We start from the raw sequence: 23,539 nt of genomic DNA, 5'->3' as shown, positions 1-23,539 counted from the left end.
TCAAAACAGGTAATGGTCCACCAAGAGCGCGGCGAACAGCACGCTGAGGTGAATAAGGGAGAAGCGGAAGGTTTTGCGCGCCAAGGCATCCGAATAGTTGCGCCACAGCGCAAAACCGTAGCCGCAAAAACCGAGGCTCAGCACCATGGCCACGGCCAGGTACAGCCAGGAGCTCATGCCGTAGATGAAGGGCATCAGGCAACCCGCGAACAGCACCAGGGTGTACAAAAACACCTGCAAACGGGTGAATTCGTTGCCGTGCGTCACCGGCAGCATAGGCAGGCCGGACTTGCGGTAGTCCTCCACCCGGTACAGGGCCAGCGCCCAGAAGTGCGGCGGGGTCCACAGGAAGATGATCAAAAACAGGATCAGCGCCTCGGGGCCGACGTTGTCGGTCATGGCGGCCCAACCCAGCACCGGTGGCATGGCACCCGAAGCCCCGCCGATGACGATATTTTGCGGAGTCAGCGGCTTCAAAATCATGGTGTAAACCACGGCGTAGCCCACAAAGGTGGCAAAGGTCAGCCACATAGTCAACGGGTTGATCCACACGTACAGCAACACCGAACCGGCCAAGCACAGCACAGCCGAAAAAAGCAGGGTTTGCCAGTCTTGCAACTCGTTGCGGGCCGTGGGCCGCCAGGAAGTGCGCTTCATGCGCGAGTCGATGCCCTTTTCCACCAGACAGTTCAAGGCAGCAGCGGCGCCGGCCACTAGCCAGATGCCCAGGCAGGCGATCAGCCCGCGGCGGACCTCCATCCAGGTGGGCACACCGGGCACGGCCAGCACCATACCGATCAGCGCGCAGAACACGATGAGCTGGATCACGCGCGGCTTGGTCAGCGCGTTGAACTGCCGCAAACGCGACGGCAGGCTGGTCACGGACGGAGCGGTAGATTCAACAACACTCATGCAGACAATCTCGATCTAGTAGGGGAAACAGCCATTGTGGCCACCCGGGACGTGCGCTGGGCGCAGACGGTCCAAGTCAGCACCACCACCAGCGCGGCGGCACCACCGGTATGGCCCACGGCGGCCAGCAGCGGCCAACCCAGCACCACATTGCTCAGGCCGGTGGCGAACTGTAGCAAGGTCAGCCCGGCCAGCCAGCGGCCTTGGCGACGGGTGGCCGGGCTGCGCTGCAGCCGCCAGGCCACCAGCGCCAGCACCAGCAGCACCAGGTAGGCCATCAGGCGGTGGGCGTAGTGGATGGCAGTCAGCCCTGCAAAGCTCAGGTAGCTGCCGTCCTGCATCCGCCCCAGGGGCCGCCAGATTTCAAACGCGTGCTGAAAGTCCATTACGGGCCACCAGCTACCCTGGCACAGCGGGAAGGTATTGCAGGCCAGCACCGCATAGTTAGTACTGACCCAGCCGCCCAGCACGATCTGCGCCGCCAGCAGCACGCAGGCCAGGCCCAGCCCTACGCGGGCCACGGGCACAGAGCGCGGGCGAGTGAAGCCCACGGCTTGCGCGCACAGCAGGGCCAGTAAAACCAGGCCGCCAACCAGATGCAGGGTGACGATGGCGGGAAACAGCTTCATGGTGACGGTCAGCGCACCAAAAGCGCCCTGCACGCACACCCAGACCAGAGTGAAGGTGGGCCACCAGGGGTTGATGGAGGCATCTTTTCTGCGCGCCCACCAACTGGCAATGGCCAAGGTCAAAATCAGCACGCCCACCGAGGTGGCCAGGTAGCGGTGGACCATCTCGACCCAGGCTTTGCCATGGGTAACGGGGCCGGTAGGCATGGCGGTTTGCGCCTGGGTGATCTCGGCGATAGCCCCCAGCGGGCTGGCGTTGCCGTAGCAGCCCGGCCAGTCGGGGCAGCCCAGGCCGGAATCGGTCAGGCGGGTGAAGGCACCGAACAGCACCAGATCGAAGGTCAGGAACAGGGTCAGCACCATGAGTGCCTGCAAGCGCCTAGCCGGAGAGGCATTTCTATTGCGCAGCCACAGCCACAGCAAGGGGACGCACGCAACAACCAAGCCGGTCAGCATCACGCGGACGGCGGGCGACAGGTCGTACAAGGCTTGGGTTTCCATTTAGCGGCCTGCTTCGTCCCAGGAGGCGGAGGCGCGCAGCAGGCGGTCCATGTCGCGCTTGGCTTTGGAGGCTCCTTCCAGGTCCAGCCCGGCGGGGAAGCGCATCATCCAGTTGCCCATCGGGTCCACCACGTACAAATGCTCTTGCAGCAGATGTCCGACGGCGGGCGACAGCCATTGGGACAGTTGCAGCTCGCCTACGCGCAGCACGGTGGCACCCTTGAGCGCAGGGCGCAGGGCTTCGGAGATGGGCGCATCGTCGGTGACCAGCCAGACCCAATCGACGCGGTCTTTTTCCTTGCCCAAGGTTTCGCGCAATTGGCGTTGCAGGTACAAATGCTTTTGGCAGATTGCATCGCAGGCCCCACCCGCCGCGCTGACCAGCAGCCACTGGCCCTTCAAGGCGCGCAGATTACCGGGTTTACCGTCGATCGACATGACGGCCTGGTCGGGCAGCGGGCGTTGCGGATCGATGAGTTCGCCAAAATTACCCCGGCCTTGCGGGCGGACCACGTAGTAGGTGAAGTACGAGGCAATCACCGGTGCAGCGCAGGTCAGCATCACGGCCAGCATCTTCCAGCGGCCCATCACTGTGCGGCGGGCCGCACCCGCCACCGCCTCTTGGGGCGTGGGCAGGCTGTGGACGGTGAGCCCCAGCGGATGGTCGTCAGGACGGCCGTTGTTGGATCGGAAAGATGAAGCGTCGGACAATTTGGAACCAGACATAAAGGATTGCGATCAGGGCGCAGAGCCCAAACCATTGGAATGCGTAGCCATAGTGTTTTTCAACACCCAGATTGGCAGGCGGCCAGTCGCGCTGCATGCGGCCCTCGGCGGGGCCAGACTGCAGCACCGACAGCGGTAGCAGGGTCAGCCCGGTCTCGGAGCTGAAGTCTGCCAAGTCAAGATTTTGCCGGATGGGCCCCACCTCGGCCCCTTTGAAGGCATAAAGCTTGGACGGCGGCGGGGCCATCCGCCCCTGCACTTCGACCTCGCCCGCCGGACTGTCCACCAACGGCAAGGCGGTGCGGTCCAGAAAATTACGCGCCACCCAGCCGCGCTGCACCAGGATAGCGGTATTGCTGCCCGCCAGCTTCAAGGGTGTGACGACGTAAAAACCGGTCAGATCGTGCATCTGGCGGTTGTCCAGAAACACGGTATTTTGGGGTACCCACTGGCCACGCAGGCGCACCTGGCGGTGCAGCAGGTCATCGGCTTTGGCGGGACCTGCCAGGTCTGCCACCCCCACCGGTGGGCGCGTATGCTGCGACTGGATCGCCGCGTACAAAGCCTCTTTTTGGGCCGCACGCGACAACTGCCATCGCCCCAGCGAAAAGGTGGCCGCCAGGCCGATCAAAGCCCCTGCGGTCAACAAGGCAAAACGCAGCTTCGGGCTCACAGGATAATACCGGGCATGACTTATCTCGCCCTTGTCGCTTTTGCGGCCATCTTCGCCAGCCTGGGCGCCGCCCTGTACTTCATGCTCAAGGGGGGCGGAAAAACCGAGGACGAGCAGGCGGCCAAATCCGGGCGCATGGCCAAAGCGCTGGCATTTCGCATCGGATTCTCGATAGTGCTGTTCATCTGCATCCTGGTGGGCTGGAAGTTGGGGTATCTACACCCGACGGGTATTTCGGCAGGCCAATAAACCACACCAACAAAAAAGCGCCGAGTGGCGCTTTTTTTGGTTTGGCGAAAGCAAGTCCATCAGGTCCAATAGACGATGACGTAGAGGCCGAGCCACACCACATCCACAAAGTGCCAGTACCAAGCCGCACCTTCAAAGCCGAAGTGCTTGGCCGGGGTGAAGTGGCCCTTCATCAAGCGTAAGGTGATGAATAGCAGCATCAACATGCCCACGAACACGTGGAAGCCATGGAAACCGGTCAGCATAAAGAAGGTAGAGCCGTAGACACCCGAGGTGAGCTTGAGGTTCATTTCGCTGTAGGCGTGGGCATATTCGTAGCCCTGTACAAACAGGAATACCGTACCCAGCAACACGGTGGCCCACATGAAGGCAATGGTTTTGCCGCGCTCGCCCTTGACGAGTGCGTGGTGGGCAATGGTCAGGGTGACACCCGATGACAGCAGCAAACCGGTATTGATGGTCGGCAGCCAAAACGGAGTCATGGTCTGGAACGGTTCAATGATGTTGGCAGGCGATGCCGTCACGCCAGCGGCAATGCTGGGCCACACAGCTTTAAAGTCAGGCCAGAGCAAGGCGTTGTCCAGGCTGCCCAAAGCCGGTACCGAATGGCCGCGCGCCCACCAAAGGGCGGTGAAGAATGCGCCGAAGAACATCACCTCGGAGAAGATAAACCAGCTCATGCTCCAGCGGTATGACAGATCGATCTTGTAGCTGTACAGGCCGCCTTCGCTCTCGTTGATGGCATCGCGGAACCACTGGAACAGCACACCCCACCAGAACAGCATACCGCAGGCCAGCGAATACTTACCCCATTCCTCGCCGTTGACCCACTGGCCCGCACCCAGAATGACAAAGAACAGACCCAATGCGGCCAGGGCCGGATGGCGCGACGGACCAGGTACAAAGTAGTACGGTGTTGCAGCGTGTGCGGTTGAACTCATGTCAGCTCCTTGCTCTCTCAATTCTTGTAAGACGTACAGGGCAAATTTATTTTGCCACCACCCAATTCACCAAAATAACCAAACCTACCACGATCAACAACACCGCCACCAAACCCACTGCGATCACATGCAAGGGGCTGATTTTGGCCAGATCATCCTCGTACCCACTTTGCTTGCGGATACCCACAAACGACCACGCAACCGCCTTGACGGTCTGCAGCAAACTGGCTTTACCAGGTGCACTCATGACCCCTGCCCGGTTTCCACATGGCGACCTGCATCGACGGTGGAAGTAGGCGCAGGCGGTGTTTTACCGCCCACCTCGAAGAAGGTGTACGACAAGGTGATCGTCGTCACGTCTTTCGACAGCTTGGGATCGATCACGAAGGCCACCGGCCATTCTTTCTTTTCACCCGGATCCAGCGTGTACTGGTTAAAGCAAAAGCATTCCAGCTTGTTGAAATGCGCTGCCGCCTGGCGGGGCGCATAGCTGGGAATCGCCTGCGCCGCCATACGGCGATTTTGCGTATTCTGGAATTCGTACATCACCGTAGCCAGCTCACCGGGGTGCACTTGCAGCGAGCGCTTGGCGGGCTTGAATTCCCACGGACCGCGCGCGTTGGCATCGAATTCGACGGTGATGGTTCGGCTCAGATCCACCTGCGTATTGGCAGGCAAACTGACATTTTTACCCGCCGAACCGACGCCGGGCACCTGGCGCTCGGCGATCGACAAGATGTTGATGCCCGTCATCTCGCAAATGGCCTTGTACAGCGGCACCAGCGCATAGCCAAACGCAAACATGGCTACGGTGATAACGGCCAGCTTGCCGACCATTTTGAAATTTTCGTGGCGAACAGTCATGCAAGCTTAATGGTGGCTTTGCAGATACATCTTGGCGAAGAAGCCGAGGAAAAACACCACGGCAATGGACGCCAGGATCAACCCGGTGCGCAAGTTGTTTTTCTTTTGCTGGGGTGTCAACATGCTCAACCTATCACGCGGGTTGCGGTGATGTCCAGCTTGGGAGGTGTCTCAAAGGTGTGAAACGGTGCAGGCGAAGGCACTTCCCACTCCAGACCTTCTGCAGCTTCCCAAGGCTTGGCAGAGGCTTTTTCACCCTTGCCCATCATCGCAGGCAACACGATGAAGAAGAAGAAGTAGATCTGCGCAAAGCCGAAGAAGAACGCGCCCACCGAGGCCACTGCATTGAAGTCGGCAAACTGCATGGGGTAGTCGGCATAGCGGCGTGGCATACCGGCCAGGCCCAGGAAGTGCATCGGGAAGAAGGTAACGTTGAACGAAATCAGCGACCACCAGAAATGGATCTTGCCGCGGCGTTCGTTGTACATCACACCGGTCCACTTGGGGCACCAATAATAGAAACCGGCAAACATGGCGTAGAGCGAACCCGCCACCAACACGTAGTGGAAATGCGCTACCACGTAGTAGGTGTCTTGCAGTTGGATGTCAATCGGTGCCACAGCCAAAATCAAACCGGTGAAGCCGCCCATGGTGAACACGAAAATGAAGCCTACCGCGAACAGCATCGGGGTTTCGAAGGTCATGGAGCCCTGCCACATGGTGGCGATCCAGTTGAAGATCTTCACTGCGGTCGGCACAGCGATCAGCATCGTGGCATACATGAAAAACAGCTGGCCCGTCACCGGCATACCGGTGGTGAACATGTGGTGCGCCCACACAATAAAGCTCAAAATCGCAATCGACGAGGTGGCGTACACCATGGAGGCGTAACCAAACAGCTTCTTGCGGGCAAACGCGGGCACGATGTGGCTGATGATGCCGAAGGCCGGCAAGATCATGATGTACACCTCGGGATGGCCGAAGAACCAGAAAATGTGCTGGTACATCACCGGGTCACCGCCGGCGGCCGGATTGAAGAAGCTGGTGCCAAAGTGGCGGTCGGTCAGCGTCATGGTGATGGCACCGGCCAACACAGGCATCACGGCGATCAGCAGGTATGCGGTAATCAGCCAGGTCCAGCAAAACATCGGCATCTTCATCAGCGTCATGCCAGGAGCGCGCATGTTCAGGATGGTGACGATGATGTTGATCGAACCCATGATCGACGAAGCGCCCAGAATGTGCAGCGCGAAAATACCCGCGTCCATCGAGGGGCCCATTTGCAGCGTCAGCGGTGCGTACAGCGTCCAGCCTGCAGCAGGTGCGCCGCCGGGCATGAAAAACGAGCTGACCAGAGTGGCTGCCGCTGGAATCATCAGCCAGAAACTGAAGTTATTCATGCGGGCAAAAGCCATGTCGGAAGCGCCGATTTGCAGCGGAATCATCCAGTTCGCAAAACCCACGAAGGCCGGCATGATGGCACCGAACACCATGATCAGGCCGTGCATGGTGGTGAGCTGGTTAAACAGCTCAGGGTTCACAAACTGCAGACCGGGCTGGAACAGTTCGGCGCGAATGATCAGCGCCAGAATGCCGCCAATCACCAACATCGTGAAGCTGAACAGCAGGTACAGCGTACCAATGTCTTTGTGGTTGGTGGCAAACACCCAGCGCCGCCAGCCGGTGGGGGCGTGGTGGTGGTCGTCATGACCGTGTTCGTCATGTGCGTGGTCGTGGGGATGGAGAACTGCACTCATCTTGGCTTTCCTTGGGGATCTTGTACGTTAACGAGTGCAGCTTATTTGCCGCGCTGGGCCAGGATGTCGGCAGGCTGTACCAGTTGGCCAGTCTTGTTGGACCAGTTGTTCTTGGTGTAGCTAATGACGGCAGCAATGTCGGTATCACTGAGCTGCTTCCAGGCTGGCATGGCACCGTTTTGGCCATTCAGCAGCACATGGATTTGCACATTCTTGTCGGCATCCAGCACCTTGGGCGAACCGTCCAGCGGCTTGATCGGGCCACCGCCCTTACCGTTGGCCTGGTGGCAGGCGGCGCAGTTGGACGCATATACCTTCTCGCCACGCTTCATGATGTCGTCCAGCGTCCAGATTTTGGAAGGATCATCGGCTTTGGCAGCCATTTTCTTTCTCTCGCCATCGACCCAGGCGGAATAGTCTTCGGCCGACACCACTTTCACGTGGATAGGCATGTAGGCATGCTCTTTGCCGCACAGTTCGGCACACTGACCGTAGTAGCTGCCGATTTTTTCGGCGCGGAACCAGGTGTCGCGCACAAAACCGGGGATCGCATCCTGCTTGATACCGAAGGCAGGCACCATGAAGGCGTGGATCACATCGTCAGCAGTGGTGATGATGCGGACCTTTTTATTCACTGGTACGACCAATGCATTGTCTACCTTGAGCAGGTAGTCATCGACCACTTCGCCGGCCTTGGGGCCGCCGTTGTTGGACATGGCGCGCTGGGTGCTATCAAGCGTAGACACAAAGCCGATGCCTTCGCCTTCGCCCTTGATGTAGTCGTAGCCCCATTTCCACTGCATGCCGGTGGCTTTAATGGTCAGATCGGCGTTAGTGGTGTCCTTCATGGCGACCACCACCTTGGTGGCAGGCAAAGCCATCAGGATCACGATGACAAACGGAACAATAGTCCAGATGATTTCCACCGTCACCGACTCGTGGAAGTTGGCGGCCTTGTAGCCCTTGGACTTGCGGTGCTTCCAGATGGAATAAAACATCACACCAAACACCGCTAGGAAGATCACGGTGCACACGATCAACATGAACCAGTGCAGCCACTGCTGCTCTCTTGCAATATTGGTCACGGCCGGTGGCAGATTGGTCTGCAATACCGCAGGCCCGCCGGGCAGATCATTGACCGCGTAAGCAGCAGTGCTGAGCCATGCGCCCGCCCAAACGCCCAGCGTGGGGAGCAGTGAAGCCAACTTGTTAGGAATCATCTTCATCGTTTTCACTTATTCAACACCTCAATTGAACCAATCTTGCTGCGCCAGCCATCTACCCCAGAGGGCCTGTCTCATGCGCTGCGCAACGCCATCCGGATTTCCCGTGCCAGAGCCGACCGTAGCTCTGGGCTCACATACCGCCCCACTTCCACCGAACGCCCCTGGCCAGACACCTCGATCAAGGACCGATCACCCGTTTTGGGCTCGATACGGACCCATTCACGGCGAAACTCTGCCCGCTCCAGCCGACCGGCGTTCTCCAACTCGACCACCAGCTGCGTGCCTTGCAGCGAAATTCTTTCGCCATCGGTCGCGTGCCGGGAGTACACCAAAAATGCCGCCCCCACCGCCGCCAATTCCAGCCAGGCAAACGGCAGCACCAGCTTGGCGCCCTGCACCCAGAAAAACGTCGCAATGCCCATAGACACCACACAGATCGATGCGTACATCCAGCCCAACTGGGCCGGTGTCACAGAACAGTTGCGCTTCAGGAACCAGTGAATGTTCTGGCCCGAAACTGTGGCGAAGCGAAATACCAAGTTCGGCACTTTTGGCACTCACAAAAATGAGGCAGATGCCATGGCGGACGTGCCGTCGATGGGTCTGCCTAGATGCGTGGGGAGATACCCGAATTCATTTTTCTTCATGTGAATTGTAGCCTTGCTTTCCAGGGCCAAGCCCGGTAGGGGCCTTGAAACCCACCTGTCAAACCCCATGTGTCTTGTCCTGCTGCAACATGTCGCGCATGTCGCGCAGTGAAACCGCGCTGTGGGCACTCACCCGCAGCTTCGGCTTGGGCTTCAGGGCGTGGCCGTAAATCAGCTCAAAGGTTAGCGGCAAACGGCCATTTTCAGCCGCATCGGCCAATTGCAAAGCCAGTTCGCGCTCCAGCCGGTCGCGCCATTGCCGCCCGCGCAGGCCGGTAAAACGCTGCGGATGCAGGTTGCGCCCCACCTCGCGCAGCTCTTGCAGCAGGCGCGCCGGGCTCTCGTAGGTCAAGCGGATGCGCTCCATGTCCATCACCGGCTCGGCAAACCCGGCGTGCACCAGCATGTCGCCCCAGTCGTGCATGTCGGTGAACTGGTGGCCGGGCAGCGGCCAGCCCAGGGCGCTGTAGACACCGCGCAGCTCTTGCACCGTGTCTGGCCCGAGGCAGGAAAACATCACAAAGCCGTCCACCGCCAGCGCACGGTGCCATTGGGCGATCAGCGCCTGCGGGTCGGCGGCCGAGTGCAACACCATATTGGCCCACAGCATCTGCACGCTGCCGTCCGGCGGCAAGCCGATCTGCTGCGCGGGAGCCCGCCAGCCGCTGGGCTTCCACCATGGCTTAGCTACAGATTGAATAGCTGCTTGCGCTTGTTCTATATGCGCTTCCACCACAAAACAGGCTGAATTTGGATACCGTTCGGTCAGCTTGGCGTGGGCCTGCAGGCCGCCGCGTGTGGGCTCCCAGTGGGCCCAGGCCTCGGGTTGCAGCTTGATCCACTGCAAGCGGTCTTCCATGCGCCGGGCGACTTCTTCGTGCAGCCAGGGGGATTGGGCCGTGCGCAGCTGGGCCCAGCGGGCAGCGGCAGCGGGGTCGATAGTGGGGGGGAGTTGGGTCGTCATAGGGTAGAGCACGAGTATATTGAGGCGATGTTTCGCGCGCTTTTGCACCGGGTGACAACCCTGCTCCCCAGCCAGTGCGCGGTCTGCCGCGCCTGGCCCAGCCAGCCGGTGTGCGGGGCCTGCGTGGCGCGCTTTGCCCAACCAGTGCCGCGCTGCCGTACCTGTGCCCTTCCGGTACCCGACGGCGTAGCGCGGTGCGGCGCCTGCATCCTGCATCCGCCCGCGCTGGATGCCTGCCTGGCGGCGGTGGCCTATGCCTACCCGTGGTCGCTGTGCATTGCCCAATTCAAATTCAACCAGCAAGTGGGCTGGGCAGGCACCCTGGCAGATTTGCTGCGCCACAGCCCCTGGGTGGAACCCGCCCTGGAGCAATGCGACAGCGTGCTGCCCATGCCTTTATCGCCTCAGCGGCTGCGCGAGCGCGGCTTCAACCAGGCGCTGGAGTTGGCCCGCCACCTGGCTCCGCAGAAAACCCAGGCCCAACTGCTGCTGCGCACCCGCCACACCGCGCCCCAGCCCACGTTGAACCGGGCTGAGCGCATGCGCAATGTGCAGGGTGCGTTCGCTCTGGAGCCGCTGCGGGCCAATGCCCTGCGCGGCCAGCGCGTGGTGCTGGTGGACGACGTGATGACCAGTGGCGCGTCGCTGTTTGCCGCAGCGGCGGTACTGAAACAGGCCGGGGCCGTGCACGTGACCGGGCTGGTGGTGGCGCGCACGCCGGTGGATTAAAACGCCCGGATCACCTCGGCCACACGCCGCACATCGGCTTGGCTCACGTCCAGATGCGTCACCAGCCGCAGCTTGTAAAGGCCAATGGCCAGCACCTGGTGGGCCTGCAAATGCGCCACCAATGCCTCGGCCCGCTCGGGGGCGATTTGCAAAAACACCATATTCGTGGGGCCTACTTCCACCTGCAAGCCCGGCACGTCGGCCAACAAAGCCGCCAGCAGCCGGGCGTTGGCGTGGTCGTCGGCCAGGCGCGCCACGTGGTGCTCCAGCGCGTACAGGCCTGCCGCAGCCAGCACCCCGGCCTGGCGCATGCCGCCGCCCAGCATCTTGCGCCAGCGGCGGGCCTGGGTAATGAAGTCTTTGCCACCCAGCAAGACCGAGCCGACCGGCGCACCCAGCCCCTTGCTCAAACAGATGCTGACCGAGTCGAAACCCGCAATCAGGCGGTGTTCGGCCTGCGCCAGGCCCTCGCCCGCCTGCTGGGAGGCCACCACGGCGTTAAAAAATCGAGCGCCATCCAGGTGGCACTGCAAACCCCGGCTATGGGCCAGCGCCACAGCAGCCTGCACGTAGTCTTGCGGCAGCACCCTGCCGCCGATGGTGTTTTCCAGCGCCAGCAAGCGGGTGCGGGCGTGGTGGAAGTCATCGGGTTTGATCGCCGCGGCAATGCGCTCCAGCGGCAGGCTGCCGTCGCTGGCGTGGTCCAGCGGCTGGGACTGCACGCTGCCCAGCACCGCCGCGCCACCCGCCTCCCATTTGTAGCAGTGCGCCTCCTGGCCGACGATAAATTCGTCGCCACGCTGGCAGTGGGTCATCAGCGCCAGCAAATTGCTTTGGGTGCCGGTGGGGCAGAACAGCCCGGCCTCGAAACCCAGGCGCTCGGCCAGCGTGGCCTGCAGCAGGTTCACGGTCGGGTCGTCGCCAAACACGTCGTCGCCCAGCGGCGCACTGGCCATGGCGGCTTGCATGCCAGGGGTGGGGCGGGTCACGGTATCGCTGCGCAGGTCAATAATTTGCATGGTGTTCCATCGGTTACGGGCAGGGTGCTAGTCTCTCGGAGAGTCTCGGATAATGCGGCCTTATGTTTAACATTGTCCTGGTCGAACCCGAAATCCCGCCGAACACCGGCAACGTCATCCGCCTAGCGGCCAACACCGGCTGCAATTTGCACCTGGTCGAGCCACTGGGCTTCTCGATGGACGACAAGCACATGCGCCGCGCGGGGCTGGACTACCACGAGTACGCCACCCTCACCCGCCACGCCGACTGGCCGAGTTTTCTGGCCACCGCCCAGCCCGACCCGCAGCGCCTGTTTGCCCTGACCACCCGCGGCACCGGTAGCGTGCACGGCACCGCCTTCGCGCCCGGCGACTGGCTGGTGTTCGGCTCGGAAACCAAGGGCCTGGCCGAGAACGTGCGCGCCGCCTTTGCCCCGGAGCGGTGTTTGAAGCTGCCGATGCGCCCTGGCCAGCGCAGCCTGAATTTGTCCAACGCCGTGGCCGTCACGGTGTTTGAAGCCTGGCGGCAGTGCGGATTTGGAATGCTATAAATTAAATAGCTACTTGCGCAAGTGGAATATGCGCTAGAAGCCTATTTTTTATAAATTTACGCGTCCCCGCATCACAACCCACGCGCCCCCAAAGACGGCACGCCTTTCTTCAGCAGCACATTGCCGTACTTGCGCGTCTCACCGGTCATCACGACCGCGAACGCGGCACGCGAGCGGGCCATGAAGGCGTAGCGCTCCATGCGCACGATAGGCGGGGTGCTGGGCCAGCACCGGTCGATGGCAGCGCGGAAGTCGCGCTCCACACTGGGGTCCAGCGAATCCTGGGGTGCTGGCATCATCATCACAACGGGTGCATCCACGTGTTCATCCAAGCTCAGTAGCGGCAAGATGCCCGCCAGCAACTGGGGCACCGTGCTGCCGTCGCAGCGGATCACCAGCGAATTGTTGCTGTGGCCAGGATAGAAGGCATCGGCCAGCACGATCTCGTCACCATGGCCCATGCGCGCCAGGGTGTAGAGCAGCTCGGGCGTGATGCAGGGGTCAATACCCACCAGCACAATCGCCTCCTGCGGGGGGTACGGGCTTACTCGCCACGGGCATATTTTTTCATGTCGAAGTACACCGCCACGATGATGATCATCCCCTTGATCACCAGCTGGAAGTAAGAGTCCACGCCCAGGTAAGACATACCGTAGTTGATGATGCCCAGCGTCAACACGCCCAGCACCATGCCACCCATGGTGCCGATGCCGCCGCTTTGCGACACGCCGCCGATGGTGACGGCGGCAATCGCATCCAGCTCCATGCCGCGCCCGGTCAGGGCATTGGCCAGGCCTAGTCGGCTGGCCAGCAGCACACCGGCAATGCCGTACAGCACGCCGCCGTACAGGTAAACCAAGAGCAACTCTTTCTTCACGTTGATGCCCGACACCTTGGCCGCCATCGGATTGCCGCCGATGGCGTACAGGTTGGCCCCCTGGCGCGTGTGCTTGAGCATGAACCACACCACCAGCGCGGCGATGGCTGCAAACACCGCCAGGTTCGGCACACCGCCCAGCCAAGCCCCCTGGCCGATGCTTTTATAAGAATCTTTCAGGCTGCCGACCACATTGGCGCGGGTGTAAATCAACTGGCAGCCATAGGCAACCGACATGGTGCCCAGGGTGGCGATGAACGGGGGGATACGCGCATGGGCGACCAGCACGCCATTGAGCAAGCCCACGGCCGCGCCGGTGGCCACACCGGCCACCAGCGGCAGCCACCAGGGAAATTCCACGCCGGGGTACAGGGCTGCGCCGTAGTCTGAATTCTACGCAAACGAACCGGCCACGCTGCTCACCAGGCACACCACGGCACCTACCGACAGATCGATACCGCGGGTCAAGATGATCATGCCCACGCCCAAAGCGGCGAGCGCACGCACCGACTCGGCCAGAGCCAGGGTTTTGATGGATTCGAGCGATAGCGAGGCACCGTTGGTCAAAGCAGCCAGGCCTAGTGCCAGCACCACAAAGGTGATGAGGTTGGTGCGGCCAGCAAGGTAGGCGGCAATACCCGGCCTGGGCTGCGCGGCGCGCGGGGTAGGAGTGGTAGTTTCGGTCATGGAAGTTTTTCAGAGGTATTGGGTAGCCAGCCGCATGATGTCGAACTGGGTGGCATCGGTACGGGGTAATGTGCCGGTGTGGCGACCTTCACACAGCACCATGATGCGGTGCGACATGGCGATCAGCTCGGGCATTTCGGACGACACCATGATGATGGATTTGCCCTGGCGCGCCAGCTCCACCATGATGGAATAGATTTCAAACTTGGCACCTACGTCGATACCACGCGTGGGCTCGTCCATGATCAGGATGTCGGGCTCGGTCATCAGCCAGCGGGCGATCAGGACCTTTTGCTGGTTGCCGCCGGACAGGCTGCCGATGGCGGTCTGCATGGACGCGGTCTTGGTCCGCAACTGGCGGTTCAAGCGCTCTGCATCCCGGTCCACATCGCCGTGCCGCACCATGCGCAGGCGGTTGATGTACTGGCCCAGCGATGGAATCACCGTGTTCTGCGTGATCGACAGCTGTGGAAAGATGCCCGACGCACGCCGATCTTCGGTGACCAGTCCCATGCGGTATTGGATGGCATCGCGGCTGGAACGGATGCTGACCTGCTCGCCATCGAGTTCGACCGTGCCTTTGGACACGGCGCGCAGGCCAAACAAGGCTTCGACGAACTCGGTGCGCTGCGCACCGATCAACCCGCCCAGGCCCAAAATCTCGCCCCGGCGCAGCTCCAAGCTCACATCCTGGAAGGAGCGCGGTGCGGGTGAACTCAGGCCCTGCACGCGCAAACGCACCGCACCGGGTGTACTGTCCAGTGGCGGAAAGCGCTGGTCAGAGGCCCGGCCCACCATCAGGTTGACCAACTGCGCTTCGTCAATGGCGTGGGCATCGTAGGTGCCCACCAGTTTGCCGTCACGCATCACCGACACCTCGTCGGCAATCTGAAAGATCTCGTGCATCTTGTGCGAGATGTAGACCACGGCCACACCGCGCTCCGTCAGGCTGCGGATGACGCGGAACAGATGCTCGGTTTCCTTCTCGGTGATCGACGAAGTGGGCTCGTCCATCACCACCACCGAAGCATCGCAAGCCACGGCCTTGGCGATTTCGCAGGCCTGCTGGTGCGAGATCGACAGGCTGCCGATGCGCGCCTCGGGTTCGATATCCATATCCAGCCGCTGCATCAATGCGGCGGTATCGTCGTGCATCTTGCGGTGGTCCAGCACGCGCAGTGGCCCAATGCGGCGCATCGGTTCACGGCCCAGCCAGAGGTTGCTTTGCACCGAGCGCTCCGGCACATTGGCCAGCTCCTGGTGGATCATTGATACCCTTGCGTCGAGCGCCTCCTTGGGGTTCTGAAAGCGGCGCGGTGTGCCGTTGAACAGCACCTCGCCCTCCTCAGGGTGGTAGATGCCAAACAGGCATTTCATCAACGTGGATTTGCCTGCACCGTTCTCGCCCATCAACGCATGCACCTTGCCCGGCCGCAGGCGCAGGGTGACGTTATCCAGGGCCACCACACCGGGGAAGCGCTTGGACATGCCCTTCATTTCCAGCACGTACGGCATGGCCACCGCAGTTTGGTTGCCCAGGACAGCGTTCATTTTTTAACGAAGGTCTTGTAGTTGTCTTGCGTCACGCCCTTGAACGGCACCAGGTACACCTGCTTGACCAGGGCTGCATCGTTGGCAGGCGCTTCTTCGATCGGTGCAGTCAGCGGCTTGTAGCCATTGATGGTGGCTCCGTTCACGCTGCCCTTGGTTGCCAGGGTGTAGGCCAGCTCAAATGCGGTGGCCGACTGCCCATCGGCGTCCTGCAGCACAGTGGCGTACAGCTTGTGCTCGGCCATGGAGCGCAAGGCCACCTGGGTGGCATCCACACCAATCACCGGCACCTTCAAGACCGTGCCGTCGCCGTCTACATCCTTGGTGGGGTTGCTCGGGTCGTCCACGTACTTGGCCGTCACCAGCGACTCCACCGCGCCCAGCGCCATCGAATCGTTATTGGCCAGCACCAGGTTGAACTTGCCGCGGTAGGCAATCAGCCAGGCATCCATCTTTTGCTGGGCTTCTTCAGATTGCCAGTTGGCGGTGTCCTTGGCCAGGACGTTCACCTTGTAGCCTTTTTGCTCCAGCGAAGCCAGTACGGCCTTAGTCCGGTAGATCTGCGCGGGATGGCCCAATTGGCCCAGCAGCATCAGCAGGTTGATAGATTTTCCAGGGCCCAGCTTGGCGGGGAATTTCTTGAAATAGCCGTCTACGATGTCTGCCTGGATCTGCCCGGCAATAGACTCGGGCGACGATGCCAGGAAGAAGTTGGGGCTGGTCTTGAGGGCCTTGACCGTCGGCTGGGTGTTGGAGAAAGCCGCACCGCCACCCTTGGCTGCAATGGCCTGGGCCAATTGGTCGCTGCCTTCGGTCACGGCGGGCACCACCACAAAATACTTGACGCCCTGGCTCAGCAAGGTGTTGAGCTGATCGAGCTGCGTGGCCATGTCGCCGTGCGCGTCCGTCACTTTCAGATCCGCCCCCTTGGCGGCGGCAATCTTTTTCAAATTAGCGGCGTAGTCGCCCAGGAACTGGTCGTCCAGGTTGCGCATCAGCGCCCCGATCACCGGCTTGTCGGCGGCCATCGCCCCGCCACTTAGCAAAGCCAAGCCGCTCAGGGCGATAGCGGTCAGTGTTTTCTTCATGCCATGTCTTCAGTCTGTTTAAAAAAATGCCTGCAATTACGCATGGATCGGCGCTGCACTTGCACCGCCTTTTCCGCGTTAAAACAATTTTAATAAGTTAGCAAGCGTTTGCGCAAGCGCTTGCGCGGCTGATTTAGCGGGTACTTTCCCTAGGTCTTTGCCCCCCGAGTTACTGTTCGAAAAATACAAATTCGCTCTTTAGGTAGCACAGCGCAAGCGCTTGCGTATGCCCCCGCCGTCATCCACAATCCACGGCTTTACCGCGCAAGGCTCCGCACCACGATGCATGCAGCGGACCCCACCCTGAAGGAGAACATTGTTTTGACCACCATGAATGACGTTGCAAGGGCCGCACGCGTGTCGGTATCCACGGTGTCGCACGTCATCAACGGGACCCGTCGGGTCGATACAGAAACCGAGCAGGCCGTCCGGCTGGCGATCCAATCAGTGGGCTACATCCCCAACTCGCTGGCCCGCTCCTTGGCGCGTTCGGCCACCAGCACGATTGGGGTGGCCATCTCCACCTTCTCCAACCACTACTTCACCGACATCGTGCGGGCCATGGATGCAGAGTGCGAAAAGGCCGGGCTGATGATGCTGTTTTCTGACACGCACGACGACCCGGAACAGGAACTGCGCGTGATACAGGCCTTCCACCAACGGCGGGTTGACGGCATTGTGCTGGCCCCCACCAACGACGGCCAACTGCGCTCACTGCACTACCTGGAGGCCAACCACATCCCCACCGTGCTGGTAGACCACTTGCTTCCCTCGGCTTTCGATCAGGTGGGCGTTGAAAACGCGCAGGCTATCCAGTTGCTGGTAAAGCACCTCATAGGGCACGGGCACCGCCGTATCGGCTTTGTCGCAGGTGCGGCCTGGAATTCAACCACCGACGAACGCCTGGCGGGCTACCGACTGGCCTTGCAGGCTGCTGCCCTGCCCTTTGACCCCAGCCTGGTGGTGTGTGGCGAGTCCAGCATCGAACCCGCGCGGCTGGCCACACACCAGTTGCTGGCATTGGCGCAGCGCCCTACCGCCATTGTGGCCAGCAACAACCTGATGACTCTGGGCACCATGCGTGCGCTGCGGGAGGCCGACATCCAGATCCCACAGCACATGGCGTTTGGTGGCATGGATGATTTTGACTGGGCCGATCTTTTCACTCCGCCTCTGACCGTGGCGGCGCAGCCGCTGGAAGCGATCGGCACTGCCGCGATGCGGCAATTGATAGAACGCATCAAAGACCCCGAGGGCACAAGACGGGTGCAGCGCCTGCCAGTAGCTTTGCACATCCGAAAATCCTGCGGATGCACTGGAAGCCCTGCCTAGCAGGCAGGCCCAACCGCACTACCAATTTAATAGCTGCCAGTGCAGATGGAATCTATGCCTGAGCCCTCTCACGCTGATGGGCGTTGCACTTTGACCTTGAATCCGCCACACCTTTACAAGGTGTAGCGGAGCAGCGATTCGGCTACGCAGGCGGGCTTGGGGTGGCCCTCCAACTCCACGGTGGCCTCTAGCGTGATCTGCACGCCGGACGTGGCCAGCGGGGTGCAGTCCAGCAGCTTCAGGCGGGCCCGCACCCGGCTGCCCACCGGCACGGGGGTGATGAAGCGCACCTTGTTCAGGCCGTAGTTCACGGCCATGCGCGCTTCGGCTACGGAAAACGAGGTCTCAAACATGCGCGGCAGCAGTGCCAGCGTGAGGAAGCCGTGCGCAATCGGCCCACCAAACGGCCCGGCGTTGGCCCGTTCGCCAGCCATGTGAATCCACTGGTGGTCACCCGTGGCATCGGCAAACTGGTCTACCTGCTGCTGGGTGACAAGGCTCCAGTCGCTGACGGCAATCTCCTGCCCCACCGCCTGGGCCAGGGCATTGAAACTGTCAAAGCGGTGCACGCTCAGGCATCCAACCAGGCCGCCAGCGGAGCCCACTGCTCCAGATCTTTCTCGACCCGGCTGGGGGCCACGTCAAACAAAGTGAGTCCGCCTGCGGCCAGATGCACGTAGTTTTGCGTGTCGCGCAGGTTGGTGATCACCGGCACCTCCAGCCCGTCCAGGTATTCGCGCAGGCGGTCGGCGGCAAAGGTGCGCTCGTCCACCCGCATGCCGACCAGTCCGACCTGCATTTTGTCGTTGCGGCGGTGCTCGGCCAGGCGGTCCAGAAATTTGCGCGTGGCAAAGATGTCAAACACACTGGGCTGCAGCGGCACCACGATCTTGTCGGCCAGGCGCATCACGTCCTTGAAGCGCTTGCCGTCCAGCCCGCCGGGCGTGTCCAGCACCACCACATTGCCCGCCTTGCCACCTTTGGGCGGCTTGGCGATGTCGTCTGCGCCCACGTCCCAGGCCTGGATGGGTGCCACTGTTGCCGGGCGCAGGCTCAGCCACAGGTGGGACGACTGCTGCGGGTCGGCATCGCCCAACAACACGGTATGCCCCAGCGAGGCGTAATAGCCTGCAATCTGGGTAGACAGCGTGGACTTGCCGACTCCGCCTTTGGGACTGGCAACAACGACGATGGGCATAAATAGCTCCTAATAGGGGGAAACGCTTAAATCTTTGCTATGTTAGCGGCATGCACGATCCCAGCGCCTCGGCTCCGCCGCCCCCCACTTCCCCGAAGATCTACCTGCTCGCCGCCCACCCCAACTGGCGCGCCTCGCGTGTCAACCAGCGTCTGCTGACGGCAGCCCGCGCCCTGCCCACCAGCGCTGACGGTCCGCAGATCGACATCCAGGACCTGTACGCCAACTACCCCGACTACGCCATCGATGTGGCCGCTGAGCAGGCCCGCATGGAAGCCGCCGACCTGCTGGTGCTGGTGCACCCCATCCAGTGGTATTCGATGCCTGCCCTGCAAAAACTGTGGATGGACGAGGTGCTGACCTACGGCTGGGCCTTTGGCGCGGTGTCGGCAGAAACCGAGGAAGCCGCACCCACTGGCGCGCCCGGCACCACCTTGCGCGGCAAAGACCTGTGGCTGGTAGTGACCACTGGCGGACAAGAAGATTCGTACCACCCCGACAGCTACAACCGCTACCCGTTCGACGCGTTCTTGCCGCCCTACGCTCAGACGGCCGCTCTGTGCGGCATGCGCTTTTTGCCACCGCTGGTGTTGCACGGTGCCCACAGCGCGGGCAAACAAGAGGTGATGGACCACATCGCACTGTTCAGCCAACGGCTGCAAACCTATCCCCACTGGACCACACCGTAAAAACGCATGGAACACGCACCCTCCTGGCTGATCAACAGCTTCATTTATCTGAGCGCCGCCGTTATTGCCGTGCCGCTAAGCAAGGCCCTGGGCCTGGGCTCCATCATTGGCTACCTAGCGGCGGGGATCGCCATCGGCCCCTGGGGCCTGGGCCTGGTCACCGAAGTGCAAGACATCCTGCATTTCGCCGAATTCGGCGTGGTGCTGATGCTGTTTTTGATCGGCCTGGAACTGGAGCCCAAGCGCCTGTGGAGCCTGCGCCGCACGATCTTTGGCTGGGGCACGGCCCAGGTGCTGGGCTGTGCGGTGGTGATTTTTCTGGGGGCCATGGCCGCGGGCGTGCCGTGGCGGATTGCGCTGGTGGCGGCGCTGGGCCTGGCCTTGTCCAGCACGGCGATTGCGCTGCAGGTGTTTAGCGAACGCAACCTGCTGCCCACGCGCAGCGGGCAGGCGGGGTTCTCCATTCTTTTGTTCCAGGACGTGGCGGCCATTCCCATTTTGGCGCTGCTACCCGTGCTGGGCAGCATTTCTGAACAAAATGAGGCTCTAGCGCAGACAGCACCTACACTACAAGCTCTTAAAACTATAGCAGTTATTGCAGGCATTGTGCTGGGCGGACGTTTGCTGTTGCGGCCGCTGTTCCGCTGGATTGCGCGCTCCAAAACGCCTGAAATCTTCACCGCCGCGTCTTTACTGCTGGTGGTGGGTATCGCCTCGCTGATGCTATCGGTGGGCCTGTCGATGGCGCTGGGGGCCTTTTTGGCCGGGGTGCTGCTGGCCGAAAGCGAATACCGCCGCGAGCTGGAGACCGACATCGAGCCTTTCAAAGGCCTGCTGCTGGGCCTGTTCTTCATCGCCGTGGGCATGAGTGTGGACTTTGGCGTGCTACGCCAATCGCCGGGGCTGATGGCAATGATCGTGGCGGGCTTTTTAATCTCCAAGCTGGTCGTCATTTACGCCATCGCCAAGTGGATGGGTGTGCCGTTTCAGGAGCGACCGGTGTTTACCGTGCTGCTGGCACAGGGTGGTGAATTTGCGTTTGTGGTGTTCCAGACCGCGACGGCGGCGCATATTTTTTCCAACCAGACCTCGTCGCTGCTGATTGGTTCGGTGGCAGTGTCGATGTTGGTCAGTCCGCTGTTGCTGCTGGCCATCGACAAACTGCTGCTACCCCGGCTGGCGCAGCGCGGCGGCAGCCAGCTGGAAGAGATCGCCGAGCAGCAGGAAGCGCCCATCATCATTGCGGGCTTTGGCCGCTACGGCCAGATCGTCGGCCGCATGCTGCTGGCCCAGGGCCTGAGCGCGACCGTGCTGGACCACGATGCCGACATGGTGGAGACGATTCGCCAATTTGGTTTCCGGGTGTTTTACGGCGATGCCTCCCGGCTGGACTTGCTACGCCTGTCGGGTGCGGCCACGGCCAAGATTCTGGTGGTGGCGGTGGACGACAAGACGCAAAGTTTGAAAATTGTGGATCTGGCGCAAGAGCACTTTCCAAACCTGCAGATCGTGGCCCGTGCCCGCGACGTGCCCCACTGGAACGCCCTGCGCGACCGCGGCGTGGTGCGGGTGGAGCGCGAACTGTTCGAATCGAGCCTGCGCAGCGCCCGCTCGGTGCTGGAGATTTTGGGCTACCCACCCCACGAAGCGCGCCAACAGGCGATGCGCTTTCGCCAGCACAACTTTGCCTTGTTTGAGCAGATGTACCCGCATCGCAAAGACCGCGCCAAGCTCATTGCCGTGGCTACCGAAGGCCGCCAACAGCTGGAAGAGCAAATGGCCCAAGAGCGCGCGCAGCAAGCGCAGCGAAGACCCAAGGGCTGGGGGAAATAGGCGAAAAAGCTCAGTCGAGCGCCGTGTCGTCCAGCACGCCGTCTTCATCCAGTGGCGCGGCCGATTGGTAGATAGTGGCCATCTGCGCCACTTCGTCGGTCACCGCCTGGCGCAAGCTGGCCGGGCCCAGTACCTGGCACAGCGCACCGTACTGGAGGATTTTCTCCATCAGTTCGCGCGGGTCCATGTACGGCACGCGCAGCAGGTAGCTGCCGTCGTTTTGCTGCTTGCCCTGTTGCAGCGGGTGCCACTGCACGTTGGCTACGCTGCTGGCCTTCTCGCGGTTGAACTGCAGTCGGGCCCAGCGCACGCGGCCATTGGCGAACACCCCGTATTCCGGACCAAACTGGGCATCCAGTTTGTCGTCGGCCACTTCGATCGCGCTATTGGGTAAGACGCGCGCGTCGGTGATGGCATCCACCGCAAAACTGCGCAGTTCGGCCTGTGGGTGGCACCAAGCTTCCAGGTGCCAACTGCCGCGAAAATGCACCAGTCGCTGGGGTGATATCTCCCATTCCAGGGGGGTGTCATTTGCATCGGCATAGACCAACACCAGACGCTTGCGCCGCACCAGCGCCAAACCAATCCGTTCAAAATAGCGCGGCGTGGGGGTTTCCTGCACCAAGCCGACAATACGCACCCGCTGCCGCAGCTCTTGCAACTCAATGTCTTCGCTGGTCAAAAGTGCATTCAACCGATCAGCCACCGGTACTGGATTGATGATCAAACCGCCCGTGTCCAGATGCGACAGTAATTGCTTCATCGTCATCAGCGCATGGATTTCGGTAGACGAAAACCACAGGCCCGGGAGCTCGTGGGTGCTGGTGGGCGGCTCGCCTGTGGATGCTAGTCGGTAGCCTCCTGCTGCGCGGCTCCATTCGATAGGCAACTTGAGGCGGGTGCGCAAATCGTCCAGATCGCGTTTTAGGGTGGCCCGCGATACGTTGAGTTCAGCCTGCAAGGCGGCAAAGCTGATGACCTTGTGCTGCCGCAAAAGCTGGTCAATTTTGTAGAGTCGCCCAGTCTGGTCCATGTCGTTTCCGAAAGTCGATTCGGGCTTTTGTAATAGATGTAACTATTTAATTCCATAGTGAGCCATAGAGCAAGGCACTTTTGCACGGCTAACGTGCATCGGGCCCTAGGGATGGGCCTTGCGCGGTATTAGTTCGCACTCCAATGAAGTTTCTATTGGACTTACTTTGAGAATCTTCAAAAAATCCAATGGTCTGTACTGCCCTGCTAAATACCTGTCAATACAAGCAATCCAACCAGCACCATGAAAGACTCCAAACGCGACAGACCTCTACAACGACTACACAGAAACTTCACACATGGGGTTAACGTGCATTTCGCAACAGCCAAGCACTATATGTCTCCTACAAGAGCCTGAAAGCACGGTGGACCAGCGCGTAGAGGCTGCAAAGCAGTGGTTTGGCCGTGGTAGGCTCACGGCCATGTTCAATCCCTCGCAAGCCGATGTACGCCGTTTTTTCTGCTCTGTTTATGCCAAGGCGAAGGCTGGACAAGCGTTGGAAGCTATTGAAACCATAGCAAGTCAGTGGCTGGACGAGCATCCCGAATACCATGCCGACTTGCTGGATGTGGAAGCCGCCGTAGCCCGCAATTACGATGCAGAAGCTGGCAAAACCAATCCCTTTCTACACCTTTCGATGCATTTGTCGATCAGCGAGCAATGCTCGATCGACCAGCCACGCGGTATCCGCCAGTCGGTCGAGTTGCTGACGCGCCGCCGCGACTCACTGCACGATGCCCACCACGAGACCATGGATTGCCTGGGACAGATGCTTTGGGAAAGCCAGCGCGCAGGCCGCCCCCCAGACGGCGCAGCTTACATTGACTGCGTACAGCGCCGGGCCACCCAAGACTGACCCCAGCAACGTAAAAAAGCCCGCATGC

28 protein-coding genes are annotated in these 23,539 nt (G+C 61.1%); 7 read left to right on the top strand and 21 right to left on the bottom strand.

Annotated elements, in window-relative coordinates; all coding sequences use genetic code 11:
- Genes cyoE through Q0T48_RS03470 form a run of 4 tightly spaced genes read right to left on the bottom strand, consistent with a single transcriptional unit; the run spans window position 1 to window position 3,441 of the window.
- Window positions 1-912, bottom strand: a complete 912-nt coding sequence (cyoE, locus tag Q0T48_RS03485) for a heme o synthase (protein ID WP_295952435.1) — start codon at window positions 910-912, stop codon at window positions 1-3.
- Window positions 909-2,042, bottom strand: a complete 1,134-nt coding sequence (locus tag Q0T48_RS03480) for a heme A synthase (RefSeq protein ID WP_295952432.1) — start codon at window positions 2,040-2,042, stop codon at window positions 909-911. The genes cyoE and Q0T48_RS03480 overlap by 4 nt, the downstream gene beginning before the upstream one ends.
- Window positions 2,043-2,768, bottom strand: coding sequence for a hypothetical protein (locus Q0T48_RS03475; RefSeq protein WP_295952428.1), 726 nt, complete (start codon window positions 2,766-2,768; stop codon window positions 2,043-2,045).
- Window positions 2,710-3,441 carry an SURF1 family protein gene (locus Q0T48_RS03470; RefSeq protein WP_295952426.1) on the bottom strand — a complete coding sequence of 244 codons (732 nt, stop codon included), beginning with the start codon at window positions 3,439-3,441 and terminating at the stop codon, window positions 2,710-2,712. Before Q0T48_RS03470 ends, Q0T48_RS03475 begins: the two co-directional genes overlap by 59 nt.
- Before the next feature lie 15 nt (window positions 3,442-3,456).
- Here Q0T48_RS03470 and Q0T48_RS03465 point away from each other — a divergent pair, with 15 nt between their 5' ends.
- On the top strand, window positions 3,457-3,690 hold the full coding sequence (locus tag Q0T48_RS03465) for a twin transmembrane helix small protein (protein WP_295952424.1): 234 nt from the start codon (window positions 3,457-3,459) through the stop codon (window positions 3,688-3,690).
- A gap of 59 nt (window positions 3,691-3,749) precedes the next feature.
- Here Q0T48_RS03465 and Q0T48_RS03460 read toward each other — a convergent pair whose 3' ends face one another.
- The 8 genes from Q0T48_RS03460 to Q0T48_RS03425 form a co-directional block, all read right to left on the bottom strand.
- Entirely contained in the window at window positions 3,750-4,631 is an 882-nt protein-coding gene (locus Q0T48_RS03460) for a cytochrome c oxidase subunit 3 (RefSeq protein ID WP_295952423.1), read from the bottom strand.
- A 46-nt stretch (window positions 4,632-4,677) separates the two neighbouring features.
- Window positions 4,678-4,854, bottom strand: a complete 177-nt coding sequence (locus Q0T48_RS03455) for a DUF2970 domain-containing protein (RefSeq protein ID WP_366887925.1) — start codon at window positions 4,852-4,854, stop codon at window positions 4,678-4,680.
- A 20-nt stretch (window positions 4,855-4,874) separates the two neighbouring features.
- Window positions 4,875-5,495, bottom strand: coding sequence for a cytochrome c oxidase assembly protein (locus Q0T48_RS03450; RefSeq protein WP_295952416.1), 621 nt, complete (start codon window positions 5,493-5,495; stop codon window positions 4,875-4,877).
- A 6-nt stretch (window positions 5,496-5,501) separates the two neighbouring features.
- The gene (locus tag Q0T48_RS03445; RefSeq protein ID WP_295952413.1) at window positions 5,502-5,618 is read right to left on the bottom strand and encodes a cytochrome oxidase small assembly protein; all 117 of its coding nucleotides are present in this window, start codon (window positions 5,616-5,618) and stop codon (window positions 5,502-5,504) included.
- Between the two features lie 2 nt (window positions 5,619-5,620).
- The gene (gene ctaD / locus Q0T48_RS03440) at window positions 5,621-7,252 is read right to left on the bottom strand and encodes a cytochrome c oxidase subunit I (protein WP_295952410.1); all 1,632 of its coding nucleotides are present in this window, start codon (window positions 7,250-7,252) and stop codon (window positions 5,621-5,623) included.
- Window positions 7,253-7,293: 41 nt separating this feature from the next.
- Entirely contained in the window at window positions 7,294-8,478 is a 1,185-nt protein-coding gene (gene coxB / locus Q0T48_RS03435; protein WP_295952407.1) for a cytochrome c oxidase subunit II, read from the bottom strand.
- A gap of 71 nt (window positions 8,479-8,549) precedes the next feature.
- Window positions 8,550-9,026 carry a DUF2244 domain-containing protein gene (locus tag Q0T48_RS03430; protein ID WP_295952405.1) on the bottom strand — a complete coding sequence of 159 codons (477 nt, stop codon included), beginning with the start codon at window positions 9,024-9,026 and terminating at the stop codon, window positions 8,550-8,552.
- A gap of 157 nt (window positions 9,027-9,183) precedes the next feature.
- A complete protein-coding gene (locus Q0T48_RS03425) occupies window positions 9,184-10,089 on the bottom strand; it encodes a methyltransferase domain-containing protein (protein ID WP_295952402.1) in 906 nt (301 codons plus the stop codon).
- 27 nt (window positions 10,090-10,116) lie between these two features.
- Between Q0T48_RS03425 and Q0T48_RS03420 the strand changes: the two genes are divergently transcribed.
- Window positions 10,117-10,818 (top strand): ComF family protein, encoded by a 702-nt coding sequence (locus Q0T48_RS03420; protein WP_295952400.1) that lies wholly within the window; start codon window positions 10,117-10,119, stop codon window positions 10,816-10,818.
- Here Q0T48_RS03420 and ltaE read toward each other — a convergent pair.
- The gene (gene ltaE / locus Q0T48_RS03415; RefSeq protein ID WP_295952398.1) at window positions 10,815-11,837 is read right to left on the bottom strand and encodes a low-specificity L-threonine aldolase; all 1,023 of its coding nucleotides are present in this window, start codon (window positions 11,835-11,837) and stop codon (window positions 10,815-10,817) included. The two genes, Q0T48_RS03420 and ltaE, sit on opposite strands and share 4 nt — an antisense overlap.
- Window positions 11,838-11,899: 62 nt before the next feature.
- On the opposite strand from ltaE, the gene Q0T48_RS03410 reads away from it, so the two are divergent.
- A complete protein-coding gene (locus tag Q0T48_RS03410) occupies window positions 11,900-12,367 on the top strand; it encodes a tRNA (cytidine(34)-2'-O)-methyltransferase (protein WP_295952396.1) in 468 nt (155 codons plus the stop codon).
- 71 nt (window positions 12,368-12,438) lie between these two features.
- Here the strand turns inward: Q0T48_RS03410 and fucU are convergent, their stop codons facing one another.
- Genes fucU through Q0T48_RS03385 form a run of 5 tightly spaced genes read right to left on the bottom strand, consistent with a single transcriptional unit; the run spans window position 12,439 to window position 16,570 of the window.
- The gene (gene fucU, locus Q0T48_RS03405) at window positions 12,439-12,885 is read right to left on the bottom strand and encodes an L-fucose mutarotase (protein ID WP_295952394.1); all 447 of its coding nucleotides are present in this window, start codon (window positions 12,883-12,885) and stop codon (window positions 12,439-12,441) included.
- A 26-nt stretch (window positions 12,886-12,911) separates the two neighbouring features.
- Window positions 12,912-13,604, bottom strand: a complete 693-nt coding sequence (locus Q0T48_RS03400; RefSeq protein ID WP_295952392.1) for a hypothetical protein — start codon at window positions 13,602-13,604, stop codon at window positions 12,912-12,914.
- Between the two features lie 33 nt (window positions 13,605-13,637).
- Complete coding sequence (locus tag Q0T48_RS03395; protein ID WP_295952389.1) at window positions 13,638-13,931, bottom strand: hypothetical protein; 294 nt, start codon at window positions 13,929-13,931, stop codon at window positions 13,638-13,640.
- 9 nt (window positions 13,932-13,940) lie between these two features.
- Window positions 13,941-15,482: a sugar ABC transporter ATP-binding protein gene (locus Q0T48_RS03390; protein ID WP_295952388.1), complete on the bottom strand. Its 1,542-nt coding sequence runs from the start codon at window positions 15,480-15,482 to the stop codon at window positions 13,941-13,943.
- A complete protein-coding gene (locus Q0T48_RS03385) occupies window positions 15,479-16,570 on the bottom strand; it encodes a substrate-binding domain-containing protein (RefSeq protein WP_295952384.1) in 1,092 nt (363 codons plus the stop codon). The genes Q0T48_RS03390 and Q0T48_RS03385 overlap by 4 nt, the downstream gene beginning before the upstream one ends.
- Before the next feature lie 330 nt (window positions 16,571-16,900).
- Here Q0T48_RS03385 and Q0T48_RS03380 point away from each other — a divergent pair, with 330 nt between their 5' ends.
- On the top strand, window positions 16,901-17,902 hold the full coding sequence (locus tag Q0T48_RS03380) for a LacI family DNA-binding transcriptional regulator (RefSeq protein ID WP_295952471.1): 1,002 nt from the start codon (window positions 16,901-16,903) through the stop codon (window positions 17,900-17,902).
- Between the two features lie 113 nt (window positions 17,903-18,015).
- On the opposite strand, the gene Q0T48_RS03375 is transcribed toward Q0T48_RS03380, so the two are convergent.
- Complete coding sequence (locus tag Q0T48_RS03375; protein ID WP_295952381.1) at window positions 18,016-18,471, bottom strand: MaoC family dehydratase; 456 nt, start codon at window positions 18,469-18,471, stop codon at window positions 18,016-18,018.
- Window positions 18,472-18,473: 2 nt separating this feature from the next.
- On the bottom strand, window positions 18,474-19,100 hold the full coding sequence (locus Q0T48_RS03370) for a ParA family protein (RefSeq protein WP_295952379.1): 627 nt from the start codon (window positions 19,098-19,100) through the stop codon (window positions 18,474-18,476).
- A 50-nt stretch (window positions 19,101-19,150) separates the two neighbouring features.
- Here Q0T48_RS03370 and Q0T48_RS03365 point away from each other — a divergent pair, with 50 nt between their 5' ends.
- Complete coding sequence (locus Q0T48_RS03365; RefSeq protein ID WP_295952377.1) at window positions 19,151-19,789, top strand: NAD(P)H-dependent oxidoreductase; 639 nt, start codon at window positions 19,151-19,153, stop codon at window positions 19,787-19,789.
- Window positions 19,790-19,795: 6 nt separating this feature from the next.
- Window positions 19,796-21,622, top strand: coding sequence for a glutathione-regulated potassium-efflux system protein KefC (gene kefC / locus Q0T48_RS03360; RefSeq protein WP_295952373.1), 1,827 nt, complete (start codon window positions 19,796-19,798; stop codon window positions 21,620-21,622).
- A 10-nt stretch (window positions 21,623-21,632) separates the two neighbouring features.
- Here the strand turns inward: kefC and Q0T48_RS03355 are convergent, their stop codons facing one another.
- Window positions 21,633-22,655, bottom strand: coding sequence for a WYL domain-containing protein (locus tag Q0T48_RS03355; protein WP_295952371.1), 1,023 nt, complete (start codon window positions 22,653-22,655; stop codon window positions 21,633-21,635).
- 421 nt (window positions 22,656-23,076) lie between these two features.
- Between Q0T48_RS03355 and Q0T48_RS03350 the strand changes: the two genes are divergently transcribed.
- On the top strand, window positions 23,077-23,511 hold the full coding sequence (locus tag Q0T48_RS03350; protein ID WP_295952368.1) for a DUF1841 family protein: 435 nt from the start codon (window positions 23,077-23,079) through the stop codon (window positions 23,509-23,511).
- Window positions 23,512-23,539: the final 28 nt, after the last annotated feature.

Source organism: Rhodoferax sp. (genome assembly GCF_025354435.1).
GTDB lineage: Bacteria > Pseudomonadota > Gammaproteobacteria > Burkholderiales > Burkholderiaceae_C > Rhodoferax_B.
This window is presented reverse-complemented; position numbering and strand designations above follow the sequence as displayed.